The following is a 20,419-nucleotide window of genomic DNA, read 5'->3' as shown; positions in this document are numbered from 1 at the left end:
TCTATCCCTCACTTTTGAAACGCTATCCTCTATTTTTGACGTTCCATCCAGCAAATAAAAACACGCAAATCCTTCATAAGCGATTTACGTGTTAGTATCATTATTTACTTTTGACAGATTGTCGATGCTCAATACGGTGTGGTAAAATAACCGCTTCGTCCTCGACAGTTTCCTTGCTCATTAATTTTGTCAGCAGGCGCATTGCAACAGCTCCAATATCGTAAAGCGGTAGCGCGACACTTGTTAACTGTGGGCGAACCATTCGTGCTAACTTTGAGTTCTCAAAGCTGATAACTTCAATATCTTCTGGAACATTTTTGCCCGCATCTTGTGCGCCATGAATTAAACCGATGGCCAATTCATCACTTCCTGCAAAATAAGCTGTTGGTGGCTGTTCAAGAGCAGATAAAATCTCCCAAGCCTCTAAGCCCATATCATAGCTGGACTCTTCTGCAGCAATTAATGCTTCATCTATTGGTAAACCAGCATCCTGCAATGCTTTCTTATAGGCTGCTAGCTTGAATTTTCCGTTAATTGTATACGAAAGTGGGCCAGTTACAAAACCAATCCGTGTATGGCCATTTTGAATAAGTAATGAAATAGCTTCATAAGCCGCCTGGAAATAATCGATATTCACAGTTGCAATTGTTTGGGATTCATCCACAGAGCCTGCAAGCACAATTGGTACTGGCGAATGATCCATCGTTTGCTGCATCTTTTCTGTAACCTCATCACTCATCATGACAATACCATCAACCTGTTTTCCAAGCATTGTATCCAGTAGCTGTAACTCTTTATCTTCATGTTGATCTGAGTTGGCTAAAATAATATTGTAACGATACATTGTGGCAATATCCTCTACACCACGAGCCAGCTCCGCATAAACATTGTTTGCAATATCTGGGATAATCACGCCAACTGTTGTTGTTTTCTTACTTGCTAAACCTCGCGCTACTGCGTTTGGACGGTATTCTAATCGTTCAATTACTTCTAGTACTTTTTTTCGTGTTGCTGGTTTTACGTTTTGATTACCATTGACTACGCGAGAAACCGTTGCCATGGAAACATTTGCCTCTCTTGCAACATCATAAATTGTAACAGTCATCGTACGTGCCTCCCTTTTTTCCTATTATAGCCTTATCATACGATAATTTTCATATTATTTTCAAGAAGAACTACGTAAAAACCAAGTACTAATAGTCCTATTCTAGACATTATTTTGTCACGATATAATAAACACCGCCTGCCGAAGTAAGCAAGCGGTGTTCGCTGTTAACAATTAAGCATGAATTTCATGATTTTTCATGAATTTTTGTAGCGTTTCATAGAATGCGTCAAATGTTGGGATGTCCATTTGTTGTTGTGAGTCAGACAATGCCACAGATGGATCTGGATGCACCTCTGCCATGACGCCATCAGCACCAATTGCAATAGCTGCTTTTGCACAAGGTAATAATAAATCACGACGCCCTGTTGAATGTGTAACATCTACGAATACTGGCAAATGCGTTTCTTGTTTTAAAACTGGTACGGCTGAAATATCTAATGTATTACGAGTTGCTTTTTCATAAGTACGAATACCACGTTCACAAAGGATAATGTTTTCATTTCCTTTAGACATAATGTATTCTGCAGCATGAATGAATTCATCAATTGTTGCAGCTAAACCTCGTTTTAATAAGACAGGTTTATTTGTTGCACCTGCTGCTTTTAATAATTCAAAGTTCTGCATATTACGTGCACCAATTTGGATGACATCAATATAATCCAATGCTTCCTCTAAATGACCTGGTGTCACGATTTCTGTAATAACACCTAAACCATATTCCTCGGACACACGTTTTAAGATTTTCAGACCTTCTAATCCAAGACCTTGGAAGTCATAAGGAGAAGTACGTGGCTTATAAGCACCACCACGAATTAACTTTTCGCCTTTTGCTTTAATAGAAGCAGCAACTGCTGCTACTTGCTCATAAGACTCAACCGCACAAGGACCAAATACGAAAGATGGTTTTCCTTGCCCAATTAATTCACCATTGATATTAATAATTGTATCTTCTGACTTCTTCTTACGAGATACAAGCAACTCTTTCTTTTTATCAGCTTCAAGTTGTTTTAAAGCTGTTTTAAAGATTTGCTTAAATATATAATCAACCGTCATTTGGTTTAATGGACCTTGATTGTGTTCTTTAATAAGATCAAGCATGTGTCTTTCACGCAGCGGATCATAGCGATTCACACCTTGTTTTTCTTTAATTTTACCGATTTCATCAACTACAGCTGCACGTTCATTAATTAGACGAAGAATTTCTAAGTTTAAACCGTCTATTTGACTACGTAAGCTTTCTAAATCTTTTTGGCTCATGCTTTCTTGCTCCTCTCCTCATGACAGACACTTTCAGAACTCTGAAATGTATGTTACATTTTTAGATAATAGCATTATTATAATCAATGTTGTTCAGAATGTCACGCATTTTTAATTTAGCGCTTCAACTCGCTAAATTATTTTCAAGTATGACGCGAAAGGAAGCGATTACATTGAGTTCTAAACTATTCGCACTTGATATTGGCACTCGCTCAGTGGTCGGGATTATTCTCCAAGAAGAAAATGATCATTTTCATGTGGAAGATATTTTAGTAAAAGAGCATAAAGAACGTGCCATGGTAGATGGACAAATACATAATGTCATGTATGTGGCAGAATTAATTAATGAAATAAAACGTGAACTTGAAGAGAAACATGGGCCGCTCACAAAGGTAAGTGTCGCTGCAGCAGGTCGATCTTTGAAAACTGAACAAGCTAGTGTGACCATCAATATACGTAATCGACCAATTTTTACTGAAGAAGATATTAGTCGCTTGGAACTTCAGGCTGTTCAACAAGCACAGCAGCAACTCTTGCAACAAAAAGAGGATGCAAAAATTAGCCACTATTATTGTGTAGGTTACTCAGTCCTGTATTATCGCTTGGATGGCGAGGAGATCGGAAGCTTGTTGGATCAACAAGGGGATGAAGCCCAAATCGAAGTGATAGCAACGTTTCTACCTCGTGTAGTTGTGGAATCATTGATTGCCGCTCTTAAACGAGCTGATTTAGAGATGGAAGCATTGACGTTAGAACCGATTGCTGCCATTAATGTGCTGATTCCTCCAACGATGCGTCGCCTAAATGTGGCACTTGTTGATATAGGGGCAGGTACATCAGATATTGCCATTACGGATAAAAGTACAGTTGTAGCTTATGGTATGGTCCCTACAGCTGGCGATGAAATAACAGAAGCTTTAAGCGACCACTATTTGCTAGACTTCCCTGTAGCTGAAGAGGCTAAACGTCAGCTACAAACCTCTGAAGAGATATTGATTCAAGATATTCTAGGCTTTGATCAGTTCTATCCAAAGGAAGAGGTTTTTTTAGCAATTGAGCCTGCAGTGAAACAGTTGGCGAAGTCTATCGGAGAAGAAATTCTACGACTCAATAATCGAGTAGCACCCAAAGCCGTTATGCTGGTTGGTGGCGGTAGTTTAACACCCAACCTTACTACAGAACTAGGTCAAGTTCTAGATTTACCAGCTAATCGTATTGCTGTTCGAGGCATTGATGCTATTCAAAACTTAACAAAAGAAGATCATATAAAAGCCTCACCTGAATTAGTCACACCTATTGGTATTGCCATTGCTGCTAAAAAAATGCCGATTCAATATATGAGTTTAACAGTCAATAACCAAGTGGTACGCCTTTTTGAACTAAAAGAAATGACTGTTGCAGATGCCTTTCTAGCTGCAAATATTCGCGCAAAGCAATTATATGGAAAGCCAGGACATGGACTATCTATCAGTGTCAACGGACAGGACATATTTATACCAGGTGGACATGGTCAGCCTGCTGAAATATTGGTAAACGGGCAACAGGCATCAACAAAAAGCCTGATTAAAACTGGAGATGCCATTCAGTTAATAGAAGGACAAGATGGGCAACAGGCGACGGCTACAGTAAGAGATCTTATAGATGATGCAGCAATAAAGACTGTGACAATCCAAAACACCAAATATGTGATTGAGCCCAAAATTTCTGTCAATAACTCTTCTGCATCACTCGATACCGTTTTAAATGATCGTGATATCGTCGTTTTTGATATTGCCGAAACAATTGAGGATGTATTCAAAATCACTAATAATTGGCATTTGTTAAAGCAATTTGAGTCCTATACGATTCAAGTAGATGGACAACCTTTATATTTACCAGAGTTCTCTTCTCAGCTAATGATTAATGGAAAAGTAGCCAAATTGAGCTATGCTGTACAAAATGGAGATGTGATAAGCTTCCAACAACCATCTCTACCAACAGTACAGCATATCGCAGACCAAATGAATCTTTTGCTAGAGGATAAAATCATTATTCATTTCCAACAGGAAGTTTTGGAACTAAAGAAGACTGCAAATGAAGCGATTGTTAATAAAATGGTTGTGTCACCACAATCCACTGTACCCAATGGAGCGACTTTAGTATTTAAAGAAAAGGATCGTAGTCGTTGGATTTATCAAGATGTTTTCCGATTCTCTAATTGGCAGCTGCCAAGTGCCTTTAAGGGGAATTTTACGATTTTAAGAAATGGTCAGCCAGCGAGCTTTGATACAGAGATATTTGGTGGTGATCAATTAGAAATAATATTAGAAGCAACACCTATCATTTAAAAAAAGGGATACGTTACAACTTTATCTTGTAACGTATCCCTTTATATTATGCATTATGCACGAACTTCTTCATTTGTTTCTTCTTTTTGATCTGCTTTTTCTGTCGTTTCTTCGGCTTTTGGTTCCTCACTTGGAATATAATCCTCTAATGGTTCTTCCCCTTCAAAGGAAACCGTACCATCATCAAAAACAGTTGGTGCTTTTGCTGTTTTTAGTGTTTTTACTTTCTCTACTAATTGTGTAGATTGCTCTTGAATTTGTTTAGAAAGTTGAACTGTTTTATCTTTTGCAGTTGTCGAGAAGTCTGCACTCTTATCTTTTAGCTGAACAGCTTGTACAGCCACATCACTGCGTAAATCTTTTCCTGATTTTGGAGCTAACAGTAGACCTGCAGCAGCCCCTACGATTCCACCAACTAATGCGCCAATCACAAAATCTTTCATGTTTACACGCTCCTCTTCATAAATCGAGTCTTGCGGATGATAAAGCTGAGGCAAAGAACTTTCAAGCTGCTGTTCCTTTACTTCGTTAAAATTTGGCTTTTGAGTTGTCATGCAACAATTCCTCCCCATCTAATTATCAAATTTGTCTAGACTGGTTGTCCATCTATTTTCACAGATGCATCTTCAACTTATATGTCTAAGACTTTATTTTTATTCAGCCAGCATAGAATACTCACTGAATAATTATCATTTTTTACGACCCCATTTTCTTTTTGGTGTTTCTTCTACTTGCACAGTTTCAAATGCATAGGCATCAGGTGATACCGTTTCCTGCTCGATGATTTTTCGCTTTTTCCATTTATCAGCAATACCCATCGCAACATTACTCCATTGTACAACTTGTGCAATTTTTTCTTCATTTTGTTCTACGCTTTTAGAGACAGAAGTAGTAATCTGCTGAACAGAATTATTTAAACCATTAACGGAGTCACCAATACCTTTAACAGCTTGAACAACTGAATTTAATTGTTCAGATTTATGTTGAATATCCTCTGCTAAGCTATTTGTTTTTGATAATAAAGAAGTTGTTTCGCGTGTAATGCCTTCCATTTGGCCTTCAATCCCAGATAATGTCCCTGCTAAGCTGTTTAAGATGGATTTAAGCGAGAATAATGTCATGCCCACGCTCACACATAAAATTAAAAAACCGATTGCAGCAATAATGGCTGCAATATACAAAATCACTTCCATAAGTTGACCTCCTGCTAGTAAATTCTCTTTACTATTACTTTCCCTATCTTCGACAAAAAAAACGGAATTCCTGCTTAAATTTGAGAAAAAACAGCTTAACCCCTACGGACTAAGCTGTTTCATTGTTTTTAAGCACGTCTTCAAAAGCATCTTGGAACTTGTGAACATCACCAGCGCCCATAAATAAAAATACTGCGCCATTATGTTTTGTTAATATATCAATTCCTTCAGTGGTAATCACTGCACTGCCTTCAATAAGTGACGCTAAATCATGAATAGAAAGCGCGCCTTGCGTTTCTCTCGCAGAGCCAAATATATCACATAAATAGGCTGTATCTGCAAGGCTCAAACTATCCGCAAAATCTTGTAAAAAAGCTTGTGTACGTGTAAATGTATGTGGTTGGAAAATCGCAACTAGCTCACGTTCAGGAAATTTTTGTCGTGCTGATTGAATTGTCGCGCGAATTTCCGTTGGATGGTGTGCATAGTCATCTATTAAAACATTATCCCCTATATCCGTCTCAGTAAAACGTCTTTTTACACCTTTATACGTGTGTAAACGCTCCTGAATAATATCTGGAGAAATGCCTTCATATTCACATAGCGTTATAACCGCCAATGTATTTAAAACAGCATGATCCCCAAATAATGGGATAAAGAAAGTGCTATAAAATTCATTACGTACAAAAACATCAAATTTTGTACCCTCAGTTGTTTTTTCAACATTACGAGCTTCAAAGTCATTTTCAGCACCAAATCCATAATACACAACTGGTACTTTTGCTTGAATACGTTGAAGCTGTTCATCATCACCACATGCTATAATTGCTTTTTTCACTTGTAATGCTAATGATTGAAATGCAGAATATACGTCCTCTATATTAGCGAAGTAATCTGGATGATCAAAATCGATGTTCGTCATCACAGCATAATCAGGATTATATGCTAAAAAGTGACGGCGGTATTCACACGCCTCCATTACAAAGAAATCAGCATTTTCATGACCTGCCCCAGTACCATCACCAATTAAATAAGATGTCGGTTTATAGCCACCTACCACATGTGCCATTAAACCAGTCGTAGATGTTTTACCATGTGCACCTGTGATGGCAATAGATGTATAGTTGCCAATATATTCACCTAAAAATTTATGGTAACGAATGACTTCTACACCTATTTCTCGAGCACGTACTAATTCAGGGTGATCATCGGAAAATGCATTACCTGCGATCACTGTCATACCTTCTTTAATATTATCTGCATTAAATGTAAAAATTGGAATATTACGTTCACGTAACGGTTGCTCCGTGAAGAAATATTTGTCGACATCTGAGCCCTGTACTTGTTCACCAGCATCAAATAAGATTTGTGCAAGCGAACTCATGCCAGAACCTTTAATGCCTGTGAAATGAAAAACTGTCATTAATTAAACCCCCCGGGAATTTCAATATCCCATCTATCATCTATTAGGTGTATCGTATTATTTCACGAATGGTTAGGTATTAATACCTTCACAAGTATTAAAAAATACGTACTATTCAACACATCTTGTCTATTATAGCACTTTTTATGCACAAGGATAGATGTGTAACTTTTCTAAAAAAACTAAATTCGACGTAAATTAGATAATCTAGACGAAAACAATGCAATTCTTATTCAAACATAGTAATTAAATCTTCTTCTGTAATGTAACTTTCACGTGGCTTACTTCCTCTTGCTTCCGAAACAAAACCATGTGATTCTAACATGTCAATTAAACGAGCAGCACGATTATAGCCAATATGATACTTTCGTTGAATCAATGAGGTAGAAGCGCCACCTTGCTCATAGACAAATCGACAAACATCTTCAAATAAATCGTCCTGTTCTGCGGACACCTCTGTTTTCTTTAATAATTCCTCTTGATCGAAAATATAATCAGGCTCACCCTGTTCACGAACATGCTCAATAATCGATTCAATTTCATCATCTGTAACAAAAGTTCCCTGTAAACGCACGGGCGCTGACATACCATTACCTAAATATAGCATATCCCCTCGACCAAGTAACCTTTCAGCTCCCTGCCCATCTAAAATGGTACGAGAATCAATTTGAGAGGAAACTGCAAAGGCAATACGTGTAGGGATATTTGATTTGATTAACCCTGTAATAACATCCACTGAAGGTCTTTGCGTAGCAACAATTAAATGAATACCACATGCACGTGCCTTTTGAGCAATACGGCAAATGGCCTCCTCTACATCTGCTGGAGACATCATCATTAAATCTGCTAACTCATCAATGACAATTAAAATGTAAGGCAACTTCAGGCTATGTTCATTATTTTTATCAGCTATGGCATTAAAACGTGTAATATCACGTGCACCTGCATGAGCGAATAGTTGATAGCGACGCTCCATTTCCTCAACTGCCCATTTTAGTGCAGCCGTTGCCGCCTTTACATCTGTAATGACAGGACTAACTAAATGCGGAATATGGTTAAATGGCGCCAGCTCTACCATTTTAGGGTCGATCAGCATGAGTTTTAGCTCGTGTGGTGCAGCTTTATATAATAAACTAACCAAAATAGAATTAATACAAACGGATTTACCCGAACCCGTTGCACCAGCGATTAAGCCATGTGGCATTTTACGCAGATCTAACGTAACAGGTTTTCCAGTCAAATCAAGTCCTAATGCTGCCTCTAATGGTGAATCTGACTCAACGAAGGAGGCACTATTTGTTACCTCAGATAAGCGAACAGCTCGTGATACTCTATTTGGGATCTCAATACCGATCGAACTCTTCCCAGGAATTGGTGCTTGAATACGAATATCTTTTGCTGCTAGGGCAAGTTTTAAATCATCTGCTAAGTTTCGAATTTTACTCACCTTTGTACCATGGCTCACCGTTATTTCAAATTGAGTAACAGCAGGACCTTGCATAATCGATTCAATTTGAGCAGAAACTTGGAAATAAGATAGTGCTTCGACTAATGTGTCGCCCTGTTGCTCCATCCAATCCGTATCCTGTGTTTTTTCCTCTGGTGGCTCTAGATATTCATCCGTTGGCTTTTGATAGACGTGTACAGGCTTTGCTGGTATCTCAGCTTCTACTTCTACTTCTACTTCTACTTCTACTTCTTGTGGTGCTACTTGATTCTCAACAGATTCTACCGGAGCATACTCTACAATTTCTGAAACTACTTCAGGTTCGATAGCTAGTTCTGGTTCTGACACTTGGTCCCGTTCTGAAGATAGTTCAAGTTCTGGTTCTAACTCAAGCTCTGGCTCAATAGTTGCAGAAATTTCATCAGCAGCTGCTTTTTCAATTTCTATTCTTTCATTTATTGAGATACTTGACATTGATGTAACAGGAGCCATTGTAATTACAGCAATAGGCTCTTCAGCACTACTTGTTGTAGGGACACTTTCTACTTCATCTTTTACCTCAAGTTGCACTGGACCATCTACTTGCAATTGAACAGTCTCTGACATATGGAAATCGTTGTCATCTTCTGGTGGTGAAACGGACATTTCGCTTGTTGTCATGCTGTCTAAGGACGATGATTTTTCTGGCATCACATCCACTAGTTTGTTTTTCTCTGTTTCTGGCATGCTCTCTACACGTATAGGCTGCTGAGCCATCTTCAATTGCTGTTGGATTCTCCATTTTTCTTTATCTGTTTTTAACATTAGTACATTAAATGGAATTCGACTTTTTTCTTCCCTCGATGCAGTATCAGGAGATTGGTCATCCATTGACGGTTGAACGACAGTAACTTCTCCAATATGGATCGTAGAATTTTCTATTTGTACTTGTTCCACAATCATTTCTTTGACATGGATTTCCGATTGATCTGCTGAAAGTTGTTGAACTGTTTGATCTTGAACAACAGCTTCCTTCTCTTGCCCTTCAAAATCCATAGCAAAAGAAGTCGTTTGAGGCACAGCTACATTTGATGACAAATTTTCCTTATCATCGTTCTCTTCAACCAACAGTTCTTCCTCAAAAATAATTGGTTCACTTACTGTCGAAAGTTCTTTCGATTGAATAATCTCATGGTGTTCCGTTAAAACCGTTTGGTTTGTGCTAGCCGGCTCTTTTTCTTCTAGTATATTTTCATTGACCTCATTTGTTGTCGCTTCTTTTAAAGGCTTTGCAACAGTAACCCTTTCAACTGCCTGTACATCGGTTTCTTGCTTCTCATATTCCTCTTTTCTTTTATCTAATAAATCTTTGATGGGACTTGGTTTTGCAAAACCATAGACAGGTGAAGGCACATCTGTTGGAACAAATCGTTTGCGATTCTCAGGCATAATATTTTCAACTTTTTGTTCTTTTCGCTGACTCTTTTCTTTTGGTGCAGGTGCAGTCATAGGACTTATAGTAGCTGTTTCATTTTGTGCATCTCGAAACACTAAGCATGCTCTTGAACGAAATTCTTGTTCTGAAGGCTGATTTTTCATCATTGTTTTTCTACCTGTACGTTTAGAGCGATTTGCTAGTAAATCTCGAATTCCTGAAACCTCAACATCATAAACACTAGAATCGACAATATGATGATTTAAATGTTTTGGTAACGATAAATCCCCAATTTGTCCATAATCATCATCTTCCATTTGATCAAACATTTCTTTTGAGTGCGTATAGGATGCTTCACCTTCATCATCGTCAATCAAAGGGAAACGGAAAGTCTTTTGCTTAGCGATTGGTGGTTCTTTTTGTGTATGTAATTGCTCCGACTGAACTTCTCCATAATCCTCATAATATTCTTCATACTCATAGTCTTCATCTTCTTTATTAATAAATTTACTAATTTGTTTTTTAAACCAGTTCACTTCGTTTCACTCATTTCTCTTACACTTCATTTATAGCATTGTCTAGTTTTAAATTTATCAATAGCTCAATGTCTACATCAAAAAGCATACCATAAAAACGGTCTTGAAACTTGCATTTAGAGGCTCATTCTAAACAAAAAAATCGTTATGCTACTAGCATATTAGTAACATAACGATTTAGGGCATTTCACCTTGACACAAGGAATAATATCATGATAAAACATTTAAATTTTAATAATTTCTTTTTTAAATAGGGGAATTTTTATTTAGTTGGTGATTCAAAAGCACTACCAACTATAGCATCCTCTGGTAATACTAAAATTCCTTTTTCAGATGGTGCATTAGGAATCGCTAATTCACGCGCTGAACAAAGCATGCCGTAAGACTCAACACCACGTAAATTTCCTTCTTTAATAAGCATTCCCGAAGGCATTACGGCACCAATTTTCGCAACAACTACCTTCTGACCTGCTTCTACATTAGGAGCTCCACATACAATTTGTAGTATCTCATCTCCTACATTGACTGAACAGATACTCAATTTGTCAGCATTTGGATGCTTGTCCTTTGTTTCTACATAACCAACCACAAATTTTGGTGAAAAATCAACATCAAGATTAATATTAGCTCCATTTTTTTCGATTGCCACCGCTAGCTGTGCTACTAATTCTGGTGTCACTTCTACTAAGCCTTTAGCATCTGTTTGGATGTAACTGCTCGCATTAAATAAATTGAAGGCTTTAATTTCTCCCGTTTGAGCTTCCCTTAAAATAGCAATATCACCAGCACGTTCTACTTCTGTTTTCACAATAGCCTCCGTTGCTAGTTGAACTAGTAAGACATCTCCTACATGCTCTTTGTTGTAAAATACGTTCATTGTTATTCTTGCTCCTTTTTCACTCTGTTTTTTGCTAAGATAAAGATTGGTTCTAGTTCCCCATCTTCATAAATAAAAGATAATGACGTAATCGGTACAGTACCGACTGCAAAGAAATGCATCGTCATCTGTGCTAATACATCATACCCTGTTTCATTACGAATATCACCTATAATTAATACATCTTGATGAGGCACGGATAATGTCATATCGCCCTCCACTTGTGCCTGCATTTCTTTTAAAAAGCTCTCATTTAAAATACGGCTAGCATCATAGCCATCATTCACATTGACAAAATAAAAAATATTACCTGCTACCTCATCTTTTTTATAGGCGGTTGGTAGTTGTTTCACCGAAAAGCGTGCCATTTCTCGAATTTGTTCTACCGTTAATTGTAAGGCTTCTAGCATGGATTCATCAATAAAGCGATAGGTTTTACCTAAATCGAGTGCATAAAAAACGCGCGTTTCAGCTGTATGCTCAGTTGTAATAAAGGCATGCCCTTCTTTCGATGCCTGTGGATAAGAAGTGGCACGAATCACGGGATAAATCTGTGTAGTCGTTTGGAAACCCTGTTCTTTTTCTTGTACCATTGCATTAAAGGTTTGCTCAATTGTATATATAACTTCTTCAATCGCTGACTCTTGCTTGTCATTATATTTTGCTAAGATCCCAGGTAAGGAGAGCTCCATCCCTTTTTCAATTGTCTTATGATTCAAGCGTAATTTATCGTACTTTTTATCAAAATGAAATTCATATTTCTCTTCAGTTAATTGCTTTTTTAATAGGTCGACTAGTTGTTCAGACTTCATTCGCTTCATCTTTTTCACATCCTAACTTCAAAATGAAACGGCTCACATGTTTGTGAACCGTTCTGTTCATTCCTTCTATTTACTTCATCTTAACCGAATGAACGATTTTCGTCATCTCACGCAAATTATTTTCAATTTGTTTTGCCTTTGAAATGGTTGTCATCTTCACACCACCACTACTAACAATGAGCTCCATTTCATTTTCTTCGTCCGTTTTTAGAACCGCTGTGAAGCCAAATCGACCATCCTTATCAAAAGTCGATTCCTCGATAATTTTGTCCGCTTCATTTTCTTTTAAAAGATTATAATAAAGTTTACTGTCTTGTGCTTCACGATCATTGATAAAAAGAATGTAGCTTTCTTTGCCTTTTGAAATCACAATATTATAAGCATCTGAACTGTCTTCAATTTTAAAGTTTGAAGGTAAGTATAATTTGATATCCCCAATTTCTACTGTATGTTCTTCTGGCTCTTCAGCAAAAACCTTCTCCGTTAATTGGAGCCCATTAGCAATTTGATCATCAATAGATTGATTGCAGCCAGAAAGGACAAGAAGTATAAGCATTAGGCCAATTGCTCTTAGCCATGAAAATAACATGTCTCTCTTCCTTTCACTACTAACTTTTTTCTATTTTAAAAAAATTAATCATAAGATGCAACCTAACTATCCTCTCACCACTAATTCTTTTTAACTATTTTTGTGAAAATGTGAACAAATATTGACCAACTAAAAGCGAGACAATATGCTCAAACATCATCTGTCTACTAACTAAACCTTGCGTAAAAATACCTACAGCACCTGCGCCTTGACGAATATCTCGACGCTTTGTATATTGCTCCATAATCGGTCCAAGTTCTCCACCAGTTCTTATTTCCTGGGCAATTTCTTTTGGCAGAATAATTTGTGCGCCAGCAGCTGTAAACATTGTTCCATCTGACACAGTTAATGCACCCCAGTTACAAACATACATGTCATCATCGATTTCAGTTACGCCACCTTCTAAGCCAAATGATAATTCTGCATCCGTTAAAATCAAGGCGTTTTTAGCACGATTCATTGCCCCTAATCTAGTTTCTTCATTACTTATCGGTTGATCTGATACTTCAGAAGCAGCTTTGACATGAGTAAAGAGAGAATCCTCAAAGTATTTGCGAACAATTACTTCAACTGCTTCTGTTTTGGCCTTATTGGTTGTGCCAATTGCTATTTTCATTTAATCCCCACTTTCTTTCCATAGAAAAAGATGCCTCTAAAAGGCATCTTCCTAGCTTCTTATACATTAGCGTGAATTGACTCTAATGTCGAACGATCTGCTTTTTTCACTAATTCAACAATTAAAGCTTTGGCAGCTGCATAATCATCAATGTGAATAATTGATGCTGATGTATGAATATAACGTGAGCATACACCAATAACTGCACTTGGAACGCCATCGTTTGCCGTATGCACTCGACCAGCATCTGTTCCACCTTGGGAGACAAAGTATTGATAAGGGATATGATTGGATTCGGCCGTATCTAAAATGAATTCACGCATACCACGATGTGTTACCATTGTACGATCTAAAATACGAAGTAAAGTACCTTTGCCGAGCTGTCCAAATTGACTTTTTTCACCTGACATATCATTGGCAGGAGAAGCATCTAGTGCAAAGAATAAATCTGGTTTAATCATGTTTGCTGATACTTGTGCACCGCGCAAGCCAACCTCTTCCATTACATTTGCACCTGAGTATAAATGTGAACCTAATTTTTCGTGCTGTACTTCTTTCATTAGTTCAATCGCTAGACCACAGCCATAGCGGTTATCCCAAGCTTTAGCCATAATTTTCTTCGGATTAGCCATTGGTGTGAATGGACAAATTGGTATGATGGATTGTCCAGGACGAACACCCATAGACATAGCATCTTCTTTATTATCAGCACCAACATCGATAAGCATATTTTTTATATCCATTGGCTTCGCTCGTTCTGCATCTGTTAATAAATGGGGTGGGATGGATGAAACTACACCAGGAATTGCCCCATTTTTCGTATATACTTCTACACGCTGTGCAAGCATAACTTGGTTCCACCAGCCGCCCAATGTTTGAAAACGGATCATTCCATTATCTGTGATAGAAGTAACCATAAATGCTACCTCATCCATATGACCAGCAACTAATATTTTCGGTGCATCCGTAACATCACTGTGCTTAACACCAAAAATACCCCCCAAATTATCTTGAACGATTTCATCCGAGTACTTTTCTAACTCAGAACGCATGAACGCGCGTACTGCGTGTTCATTACCCGGAGCGCCTGGTAATTCTGTTAAAGTTTTAAATAATTGTAATGTTTCCTCATTCATGATGACTCTCTCCCCACGAAGTAGAATATTCTTCCTTGCCTATTGTAACACAATTATTTCCGAATTCGAAATATTGATACATTTCCTCAATCCGCTTAATTGTGAACGTGCATTCACTCTATAGGCTATGCTAAAATAAAGGTATAGAAAAAGGAGGAAAAAAGTATGAAATTACGTGATTTTTTAATTGGTGTCGCAACTGGCTTAGCTGCCGCAGTCATTATTAAAGAAGCTAGTGAAAAAGTTTCTCCGTTCGTACCTGCAGGACAAGTACTTGAAAACATAAAAAGAGAATTTAAAAAGGATTCACCGATTGATGGTTCTTGGATTTTTATGAAAACTGAAGATTTTACAAACGGTATTATTACCATCCCAGTATATCGTGGGGGGATCTCGCGTATGCATGAAGGTGAGATGCAGACATTCGAATTTGCTGCCGATGCACGCTCTGGTGTTGTCGTGGAACTAACAGAAGTTTAATTATGTATATACAATAGAAGCCATCTCATAAATTGAAGATGGCTTCTTATAATGTTAAAAAACAAAACATTTTTGTGAAAGGTGAAAAGAGATTTCCAATGCGCTGGCGGAACGGAAATCAACCCCTCACCTTGCTAAAGGGCCTTTTCTGCTACTCATAATATCTAATTCAACAACATAAGAAGCCATCTCATAAAATGAAGATGGCTTCTCTATGTTATTCGGATAAACCTTTATTATTAAAGTACTTTTTATACTTACGGTAATAATTTAAATTATTGAGTGTTAGTTTCACCCAACGCTTCGCATTCATATCCTCGTTAAAGTAAAGAGAATTTGTGTATTTACCCTCACTAATTAATTTTTTTGCTTCTAATTTGAGCTTTTCATTCGATGCATATTTGAATAATACACCTTTAGGAATAATCATCCATAAATGCTTGTCCTGCACATATGTGACTTCTTGCTCGATATTTAACATATGGTCATCCGCAACATACTTCATTAAATTATGCCCACTTGCTGTTACATAATAGCTAGAACGCCCATTACGTAAATTGATTTCAAAAAGTTTATATTGCTTGTCTCGAATATCATATTTCATATCAAAATTCGCAAAACCTGTATAGCCAATGTCCTCTAGGAAGAAACGTACTTGATCCATTAATTCTTTATCATAGGTTGTCACGATGGCTGCATAACTTCCGATTCCTTCAGGAGAATGTTCTTCTAGAATAGGGTTACCTAGACACATCAGCTTCACTTTTCCATCCTTTCCTACATAGGCATTTAACACACGCATATAGGAATCGTCCCCAGGAATAAATTCTTGAATAATCATTGTATCCTGATAAGTAGAGCTATAAATAGCTTTTAATATAGCCGTTTTTTCCGCTTCATCATGTGCAACAAATACTTTTTTCTTCCCAGGGAATTTACAAGCCCAATATTCTACAGAGTTGGAAGCCTTTAAAATGATAGGGTAAGCAAATGGTGGTGTAAAGTTTTCATAGTTGTCAGCTGTCACCGTTGTTGTACCTGGATATTTAAAATTATATTGATCACACATTTTATAGAAATTTTCTTTCAATAAAATTTCATCCATCAATGATTCGTCGATATAAGGTACGGTAAAATGCTCTTGTAATGCTGGCTTATTTTTGATGATCAGCTTGGCATAATCGTCCCCACATGCTAAAAGTAATAGTTTTTTATCAGCATATTTTTTTGCAACTTCTGCAAGGGCAGGTGCAAAAACATCTTGTTCATTTAAACGGTCTATTTCTTGAAATTGTAGGATATGGCTATCTTGTGTTGCTGTTAAATGAGAACGTCCTAAAACAAGTGGTTTAATACCATATGCTTCATAAAACGCACGTGCCATACCATATGCATTCATATCTGATCCAAGTAAAACGGGTAAAAATGGTTGTTCAGTTGCCATGTTTATTTCAACTCTCTTTTGTATTTTAGTATCGTGTTAAGTGTATCATATTTTCTATCCTGTTCACGAACAAAAACGCGAGGTATTGACATTTTATATGCCAAATACCTCGCCTTTGCTTGCTCGATTAAAATGTAATAACAGCTTGTCTACTACGCTCTAGTTTATCCACAATCTCTTTGCCTGACTCATCCCATCGAATCATACGGTAATAAGCATCGTGATAGAAAATAAAGCCATAGTTATTTGCAAGGGCTTCTTTCATCAGTCGCTCTTTTGCAAATACACTTGTCATTGGATAATCGTCATAGGCTAATACCCATAATGGATTTTGATGAGCATGAGTCGGCATAATATCTGCCATATGCAATAACACTTCATCATTTTGCGTTAGCTTGATGACAGCATGACCCTCACTATGACCACCAGTATGAAGCATTTCGATTCCAGGTACTACTTCCAATGACTCTTCGTAGGTTTCAACTAAATGCTGAACTGGCTCCCAATTTTCTTTCCAATAAGTATTTTTAGAACGGATATTGGGGTTACGCATTTCATCCCATTCAATTTTCGTTACAAAAATCTTGGCATTTGGGAAAGTTGGTACAAGTACATCCCCTTCCCACTGTGTTAACCCCCCAGCGTGATCAAAATGTAAATGCGTCATTAACACTGCATCAATATCTGCTGTCGTTAATCCTAACTCTTGTAAGCTATCAGCTAACGAAGATTCTTCTGTTACACCAAAGTTTCGTAGCTGCTTTTCATTTAATTTGTTAAAGCCAACACCCGTATCAATAAGGTAGTTTTTGCCCCCAAATTGAATAAGAATAGGTTCTGTTGGTAATTCAATTTGGTTTTTTTCATTGACTGGATATTTGCGGGACCAAAGAGGCTTTGGTACAACACCAAACATCGCACCACCATCTAGGCACGTAACACCCCCGTTAAGCCATGATAATGACATATTGTGAAACTGTAACTGATCCATCCATATTCCCCCTACAATTTAGTGATAAATTGCGATTCTAAGCGATAAATCGGCTGCCCCTTCGCAGAAAACTTCTCTTCATATTCTGTCATCACATTATCCTCTGGCATATTTGCATGCAGGTCGAGAGATACATACTTTAATAACATCCCATATTCAGACATACTGATTAAAGAATACTCGAAAAGACCTCGGTTATCCGTTTTAAAATGGACTTCCCCATTATCCACTAAAATCGACTCATATAATTTCAAAAAATCCCCGTGCGTTAAACGTCTTTTTGCATGTCGTGTTTTTGGCCAAGGATCTGAGAAATTCAGGTATACACGTGATACATCGTTTTTGTCAAAGAATTTATATAAATCTGCGCCATTTACTTTTAGTAAACGTAAATTCGCTGGAGATTTTGCCTCTAGCACTTTTTCTAGTGCACAAACAATCACACTATCGTAAAGTTCAATGCCAATATAATTGATTGTTGGATTTTGCAAAGCCATACCGGTCACAAATTGTCCTTTTCCAGACCCTACTTCAATATGAATAGGGTTGTCATTGCCGAAAACAGCCTGCCAATTTCCTTTAAAGTCTTCAGGATTTGGAATAATCACCTCTGGGTGATCTGTAATCATTTCCTCTGCCCAAGGCTTATTTCTTAATCTCAATGTTGTTCCTCATTTCTTTCTTGTGAAATTATTGATTTTTTTATAGTATAACGTATTCCCTTATAATTCGCATGAAATTATTGCACAATGATATTTTTATGAATCCTTAACAATAACCTGCCAAGCATTTTGTTGTATTGTACAGTGGATATTGGTCTCTTGATTGACAATGCCAATATAATTACCATCCGTATGGCAGTCAACCTTATCTGCTACGATAAGATCAAAGACCTGCCCCTGTAAAAAAGTAACTTCCTTAAATTTTGTATGTTTTTCAAAAAACACAGTGACAAATACCAGTAATAATTTGATACGAGAAATACCATGTACAATTGTGATATCCACTTGCCCATCATCTGCTTTTGCGGCAGGTGATATTTTCATGCCGCCTCCAAAATAAGGTTGATTACTCATCGCCACAAACCACGTCTGCTGAAATTGCCATTCCTGTCCCTCTGAACGTATCGTTATGTCAAAGCGTTCAAAGCGAAATAACCCTCTAATTACAGCGACAGCATACGAAAGTTTCCCTAATCCAATCTTATTGAGATAAAACTTAAGACGAGAAGTGTTAATTGATTTTGTCACAAAGGCATCGAAGCCTATGCCAGCATTATTAACAAATATTTCTTTTCGTTGATTATCAATCTGAACGATCCCTGCATCCATTCTTACATTAGCCAAGGTAGTCTTTACATAATCCTCGATTTGCTGGGCATTGGAAAAGGTATGAAAATAACGTGCAAAGTCATTACCAGAGCCAGCACGAACTACACCAATTATGATGTATTTATTATGTATAACACCACTAACTACTTCATGAATGGTGCCATCACCACCAACAACGACAAGCAATTTCTTCTCTTGTTGCTGGTGTGCCCATTGTTGAGCGATTTCCTGTCCATGTCCTGCATATTCAGTAAAAGCCACTTGATAGGAAATCGTTAGTTGCTCTTGAAGTTGGAGCCAAACTTTTTTTCCTTTTCCATTCCCAGCGGCCTCATTGACAATAAATAGAACGTTCATACATCATTCCTCTGTTGGCTGAGATGCTTGCTGCCATATATCTCGGTTAAAGGAGGTGGTTTGGACCGTATTTAAAATTGTCTGTGCAGCTCGGATTTGCATATGCTTCATAGGAGAGGAAACTTTTCTTAAATGCTCTATCCATTCATGGTAATTTCGACGATCAACAAAGCGTACCCCAAATGGTGAACCAGGATAATCAAAATACCCATTACGAGATAGCACAACCTTACGGATGGGCATATCAATATCCTCTTGTTTAAATAATTGCGACAGTACCGATTCCATCCGCCCTAAGTTAATCGTTGGATTCAAAACTTTAAAATCCTTCGTCCCTACTTTTTTAATCCAGAAGCGATCGCTGCCACCTACATATACAGCTTGATTTTCAGCCTCTAAGACCGTAATACAAATACACTCTGTCGGCGACATTAACACTACATCTAGCTCTATAGGTGCTTTTCTAATTTGTAGTATTGGATAATAAAACAATAGATAATTATCTGGCAATGTTTGCAATAGCATACGGAGCAATGAGTCACGCATGAAGCGAGGATCTACATATGATTTTTCCCGTAATGTTGAACTGGCCCATTTCATTTGAAAATGAAAGAACTGATCAATAAACATTCGTTTCAACTCATGGATGGATTGTGGTGCATACACAATTTTAGGTTCAAATGTGAGCGTCGTTTCTTCTTCAGGAATTATATCCTCATCGCTGACAAGCTCATTTGATATTTCTACTTCTTCAACATCCTCTGTTGTTTCCTTTTGCCGTCCAGCAAACCATTTTTTTATGAAGGTAAAACGTTCTTTTTCCTCGTAAGCCTCCGCTTCCACCTCATTGTCGACATGTTGCCACTCGCTAATATCTTCTCCCAACTCCCACTGTCGCTTAATGCGCTCCCATTGGTTTTTCTTCAAGCGCACAAATTGTGTTGGGTATCTCGCTAAATCAATTTGATAGCGTGAAATGTAATCTTGTAATTTCACCAATTGTGCCATGTAAAGGTCACTCCATTCTTACTCACCATATCTATAGTTCTCTTTTTATCTAGATTGCTTTGGT

The 20,419-nt window shown here is 37.6% G+C and carries 18 protein-coding genes; 2 read left to right on the top strand and 16 right to left on the bottom strand.

Annotated elements, in window-relative coordinates:
• Positions 1-100 precede the first annotated feature (100 nt).
• Positions 101-1,105, bottom strand: a complete 1,005-nt coding sequence (gene ccpA, locus B3D98_RS07455; protein WP_048393506.1) for a catabolite control protein A — start codon at positions 1,103-1,105, stop codon at positions 101-103.
• 174 nt (positions 1,106-1,279) lie between these two features.
• Positions 1,280-2,365, bottom strand: a complete 1,086-nt coding sequence (locus B3D98_RS07450) for a bifunctional 3-deoxy-7-phosphoheptulonate synthase/chorismate mutase (protein WP_004226108.1) — start codon at positions 2,363-2,365, stop codon at positions 1,280-1,282.
• A 173-nt stretch (positions 2,366-2,538) separates the two neighbouring features.
• Between B3D98_RS07450 and pilM the strand changes: the two genes are divergently transcribed.
• Positions 2,539-4,692: a pilus assembly protein PilM gene (gene pilM, locus B3D98_RS07445; RefSeq protein WP_048393505.1), complete on the top strand. Its 2,154-nt coding sequence runs from the start codon at positions 2,539-2,541 to the stop codon at positions 4,690-4,692.
• A gap of 53 nt (positions 4,693-4,745) precedes the next feature.
• Here pilM and B3D98_RS07440 read toward each other — a convergent pair whose 3' ends face one another.
• The 9 genes from B3D98_RS07440 to B3D98_RS07400 all read right to left on the bottom strand — a co-directional run bounded on the left by B3D98_RS07440 (position 4,746) and on the right by B3D98_RS07400 (position 14,744).
• Positions 4,746-5,246, bottom strand: a complete 501-nt coding sequence (locus B3D98_RS07440; RefSeq protein ID WP_004226105.1) for a YtxH domain-containing protein — start codon at positions 5,244-5,246, stop codon at positions 4,746-4,748.
• A 135-nt stretch (positions 5,247-5,381) separates the two neighbouring features.
• Complete coding sequence (locus tag B3D98_RS07435; protein WP_048393503.1) at positions 5,382-5,885, bottom strand: DUF948 domain-containing protein; 504 nt, start codon at positions 5,883-5,885, stop codon at positions 5,382-5,384.
• 109 nt (positions 5,886-5,994) lie between these two features.
• Entirely contained in the window at positions 5,995-7,308 is a 1,314-nt protein-coding gene (gene murC, locus B3D98_RS07430; protein WP_004226102.1) for a UDP-N-acetylmuramate--L-alanine ligase, read from the bottom strand.
• Between the two features lie 229 nt (positions 7,309-7,537).
• Complete coding sequence (locus B3D98_RS07425; protein WP_288582112.1) at positions 7,538-10,705, bottom strand: DNA translocase FtsK; 3,168 nt, start codon at positions 10,703-10,705, stop codon at positions 7,538-7,540.
• Positions 10,706-10,967: 262 nt separating this feature from the next.
• The gene (gene ytpR, locus B3D98_RS07420; protein WP_048393499.1) at positions 10,968-11,582 is read right to left on the bottom strand and encodes a YtpR family tRNA-binding protein; all 615 of its coding nucleotides are present in this window, start codon (positions 11,580-11,582) and stop codon (positions 10,968-10,970) included.
• Between the two features lie 2 nt (positions 11,583-11,584).
• Complete coding sequence (locus tag B3D98_RS07415) at positions 11,585-12,403, bottom strand: DUF1444 domain-containing protein (protein ID WP_288582109.1); 819 nt, start codon at positions 12,401-12,403, stop codon at positions 11,585-11,587.
• A 70-nt stretch (positions 12,404-12,473) separates the two neighbouring features.
• On the bottom strand, positions 12,474-12,992 hold the full coding sequence (locus tag B3D98_RS07410; protein WP_048393497.1) for a hypothetical protein: 519 nt from the start codon (positions 12,990-12,992) through the stop codon (positions 12,474-12,476).
• Between the two features lie 94 nt (positions 12,993-13,086).
• On the bottom strand, positions 13,087-13,608 hold the full coding sequence (locus tag B3D98_RS07405; RefSeq protein ID WP_054549934.1) for a DUF84 family protein: 522 nt from the start codon (positions 13,606-13,608) through the stop codon (positions 13,087-13,089).
• A 59-nt stretch (positions 13,609-13,667) separates the two neighbouring features.
• The gene (locus B3D98_RS07400; RefSeq protein WP_054549933.1) at positions 13,668-14,744 is read right to left on the bottom strand and encodes a M42 family metallopeptidase; all 1,077 of its coding nucleotides are present in this window, start codon (positions 14,742-14,744) and stop codon (positions 13,668-13,670) included.
• Between the two features lie 165 nt (positions 14,745-14,909).
• Here B3D98_RS07400 and B3D98_RS07395 point away from each other — a divergent pair, with 165 nt between their 5' ends.
• Complete coding sequence (locus B3D98_RS07395; protein ID WP_004226089.1) at positions 14,910-15,224, top strand: hypothetical protein; 315 nt, start codon at positions 14,910-14,912, stop codon at positions 15,222-15,224.
• Positions 15,225-15,441: 217 nt separating this feature from the next.
• Here the strand turns inward: B3D98_RS07395 and B3D98_RS07390 are convergent, their stop codons facing one another.
• The 5 genes from B3D98_RS07390 to B3D98_RS07370 form a co-directional block, all read right to left on the bottom strand.
• Positions 15,442-16,668, bottom strand: coding sequence for an ATP-grasp domain-containing protein (locus B3D98_RS07390; RefSeq protein ID WP_066037570.1), 1,227 nt, complete (start codon positions 16,666-16,668; stop codon positions 15,442-15,444).
• Positions 16,669-16,795: 127 nt separating this feature from the next.
• Positions 16,796-17,659 (bottom strand): YtnP family quorum-quenching lactonase, encoded by an 864-nt coding sequence (locus B3D98_RS07385; protein WP_048393489.1) that lies wholly within the window; start codon positions 17,657-17,659, stop codon positions 16,796-16,798.
• Between the two features lie 11 nt (positions 17,660-17,670).
• Positions 17,671-18,321 (bottom strand): tRNA (guanosine(46)-N7)-methyltransferase TrmB, encoded by a 651-nt coding sequence (trmB, locus tag B3D98_RS07380; protein ID WP_016991781.1) that lies wholly within the window; start codon positions 18,319-18,321, stop codon positions 17,671-17,673.
• A 96-nt stretch (positions 18,322-18,417) separates the two neighbouring features.
• Entirely contained in the window at positions 18,418-19,347 is a 930-nt protein-coding gene (locus B3D98_RS07375; protein WP_257960547.1) for a diacylglycerol/lipid kinase family protein, read from the bottom strand.
• Between the two features lie 3 nt (positions 19,348-19,350).
• Positions 19,351-20,355 (bottom strand): nuclease-related domain-containing protein, encoded by a 1,005-nt coding sequence (locus B3D98_RS07370; RefSeq protein WP_288582103.1) that lies wholly within the window; start codon positions 20,353-20,355, stop codon positions 19,351-19,353.
• Between the last annotated feature and the right edge of the window lie 64 nt (positions 20,356-20,419).

Origin of the sequence: Lysinibacillus sp. UBA5994 (assembly GCF_002429725.1) — a bacterium.
GTDB lineage: Bacteria > Bacillota > Bacilli > Bacillales_A > Planococcaceae > Lysinibacillus > Lysinibacillus capsici.
Note: the sequence above shows the minus strand (reverse complement) of the source record. Positions and strands in the feature narration are given on the sequence as shown.

Coding starts and splice junctions, on each gene's coding strand:
- ccpA (WP_048393506.1), bottom strand. CDS start 1,105: ATGACTGTTACAATTTATGATGTTGCAAGAGAGGCAAATGTTTCCATG.
- B3D98_RS07450 (WP_004226108.1), bottom strand. CDS start 2,365: ATGAGCCAAAAAGATTTAGAAAGCTTACGTAGTCAAATAGACGGTTTA.
- B3D98_RS07440 (WP_004226105.1), bottom strand. CDS start 5,246: ATGACAACTCAAAAGCCAAATTTTAACGAAGTAAAGGAACAGCAGCTT.
- B3D98_RS07435 (WP_048393503.1), bottom strand. CDS start 5,885: ATGGAAGTGATTTTGTATATTGCAGCCATTATTGCTGCAATCGGTTTT.
- murC (WP_004226102.1), bottom strand. CDS start 7,308: ATGACAGTTTTTCATTTCACAGGCATTAAAGGTTCTGGCATGAGTTCG.
- ytpR (WP_048393499.1), bottom strand. CDS start 11,582: ATGAACGTATTTTACAACAAAGAGCATGTAGGAGATGTCTTACTAGTT.
- B3D98_RS07415 (WP_288582109.1), bottom strand. CDS start 12,403: ATGAAGCGAATGAAGTCTGAACAACTAGTCGACCTATTAAAAAAGCAA.
- B3D98_RS07410 (WP_048393497.1), bottom strand. CDS start 12,992: ATGTTATTTTCATGGCTAAGAGCAATTGGCCTAATGCTTATACTTCTT.
- B3D98_RS07405 (WP_054549934.1), bottom strand. CDS start 13,608: ATGAAAATAGCAATTGGCACAACCAATAAGGCCAAAACAGAAGCAGTT.
- B3D98_RS07400 (WP_054549933.1), bottom strand. CDS start 14,744: ATGAATGAGGAAACATTACAATTATTTAAAACTTTAACAGAATTACCA.
- B3D98_RS07395 (WP_004226089.1), top strand. CDS start 14,910: ATGAAATTACGTGATTTTTTAATTGGTGTCGCAACTGGCTTAGCTGCC.
- B3D98_RS07390 (WP_066037570.1), bottom strand. CDS start 16,668: ATGGCAACTGAACAACCATTTTTACCCGTTTTACTTGGATCAGATATG.
- B3D98_RS07385 (WP_048393489.1), bottom strand. CDS start 17,659: ATGGATCAGTTACAGTTTCACAATATGTCATTATCATGGCTTAACGGG.
- B3D98_RS07375 (WP_257960547.1), bottom strand. CDS start 19,347: ATGAACGTTCTATTTATTGTCAATGAGGCCGCTGGGAATGGAAAAGGA.
- B3D98_RS07370 (WP_288582103.1), bottom strand. CDS start 20,355: ATGGCACAATTGGTGAAATTACAAGATTACATTTCACGCTATCAAATT.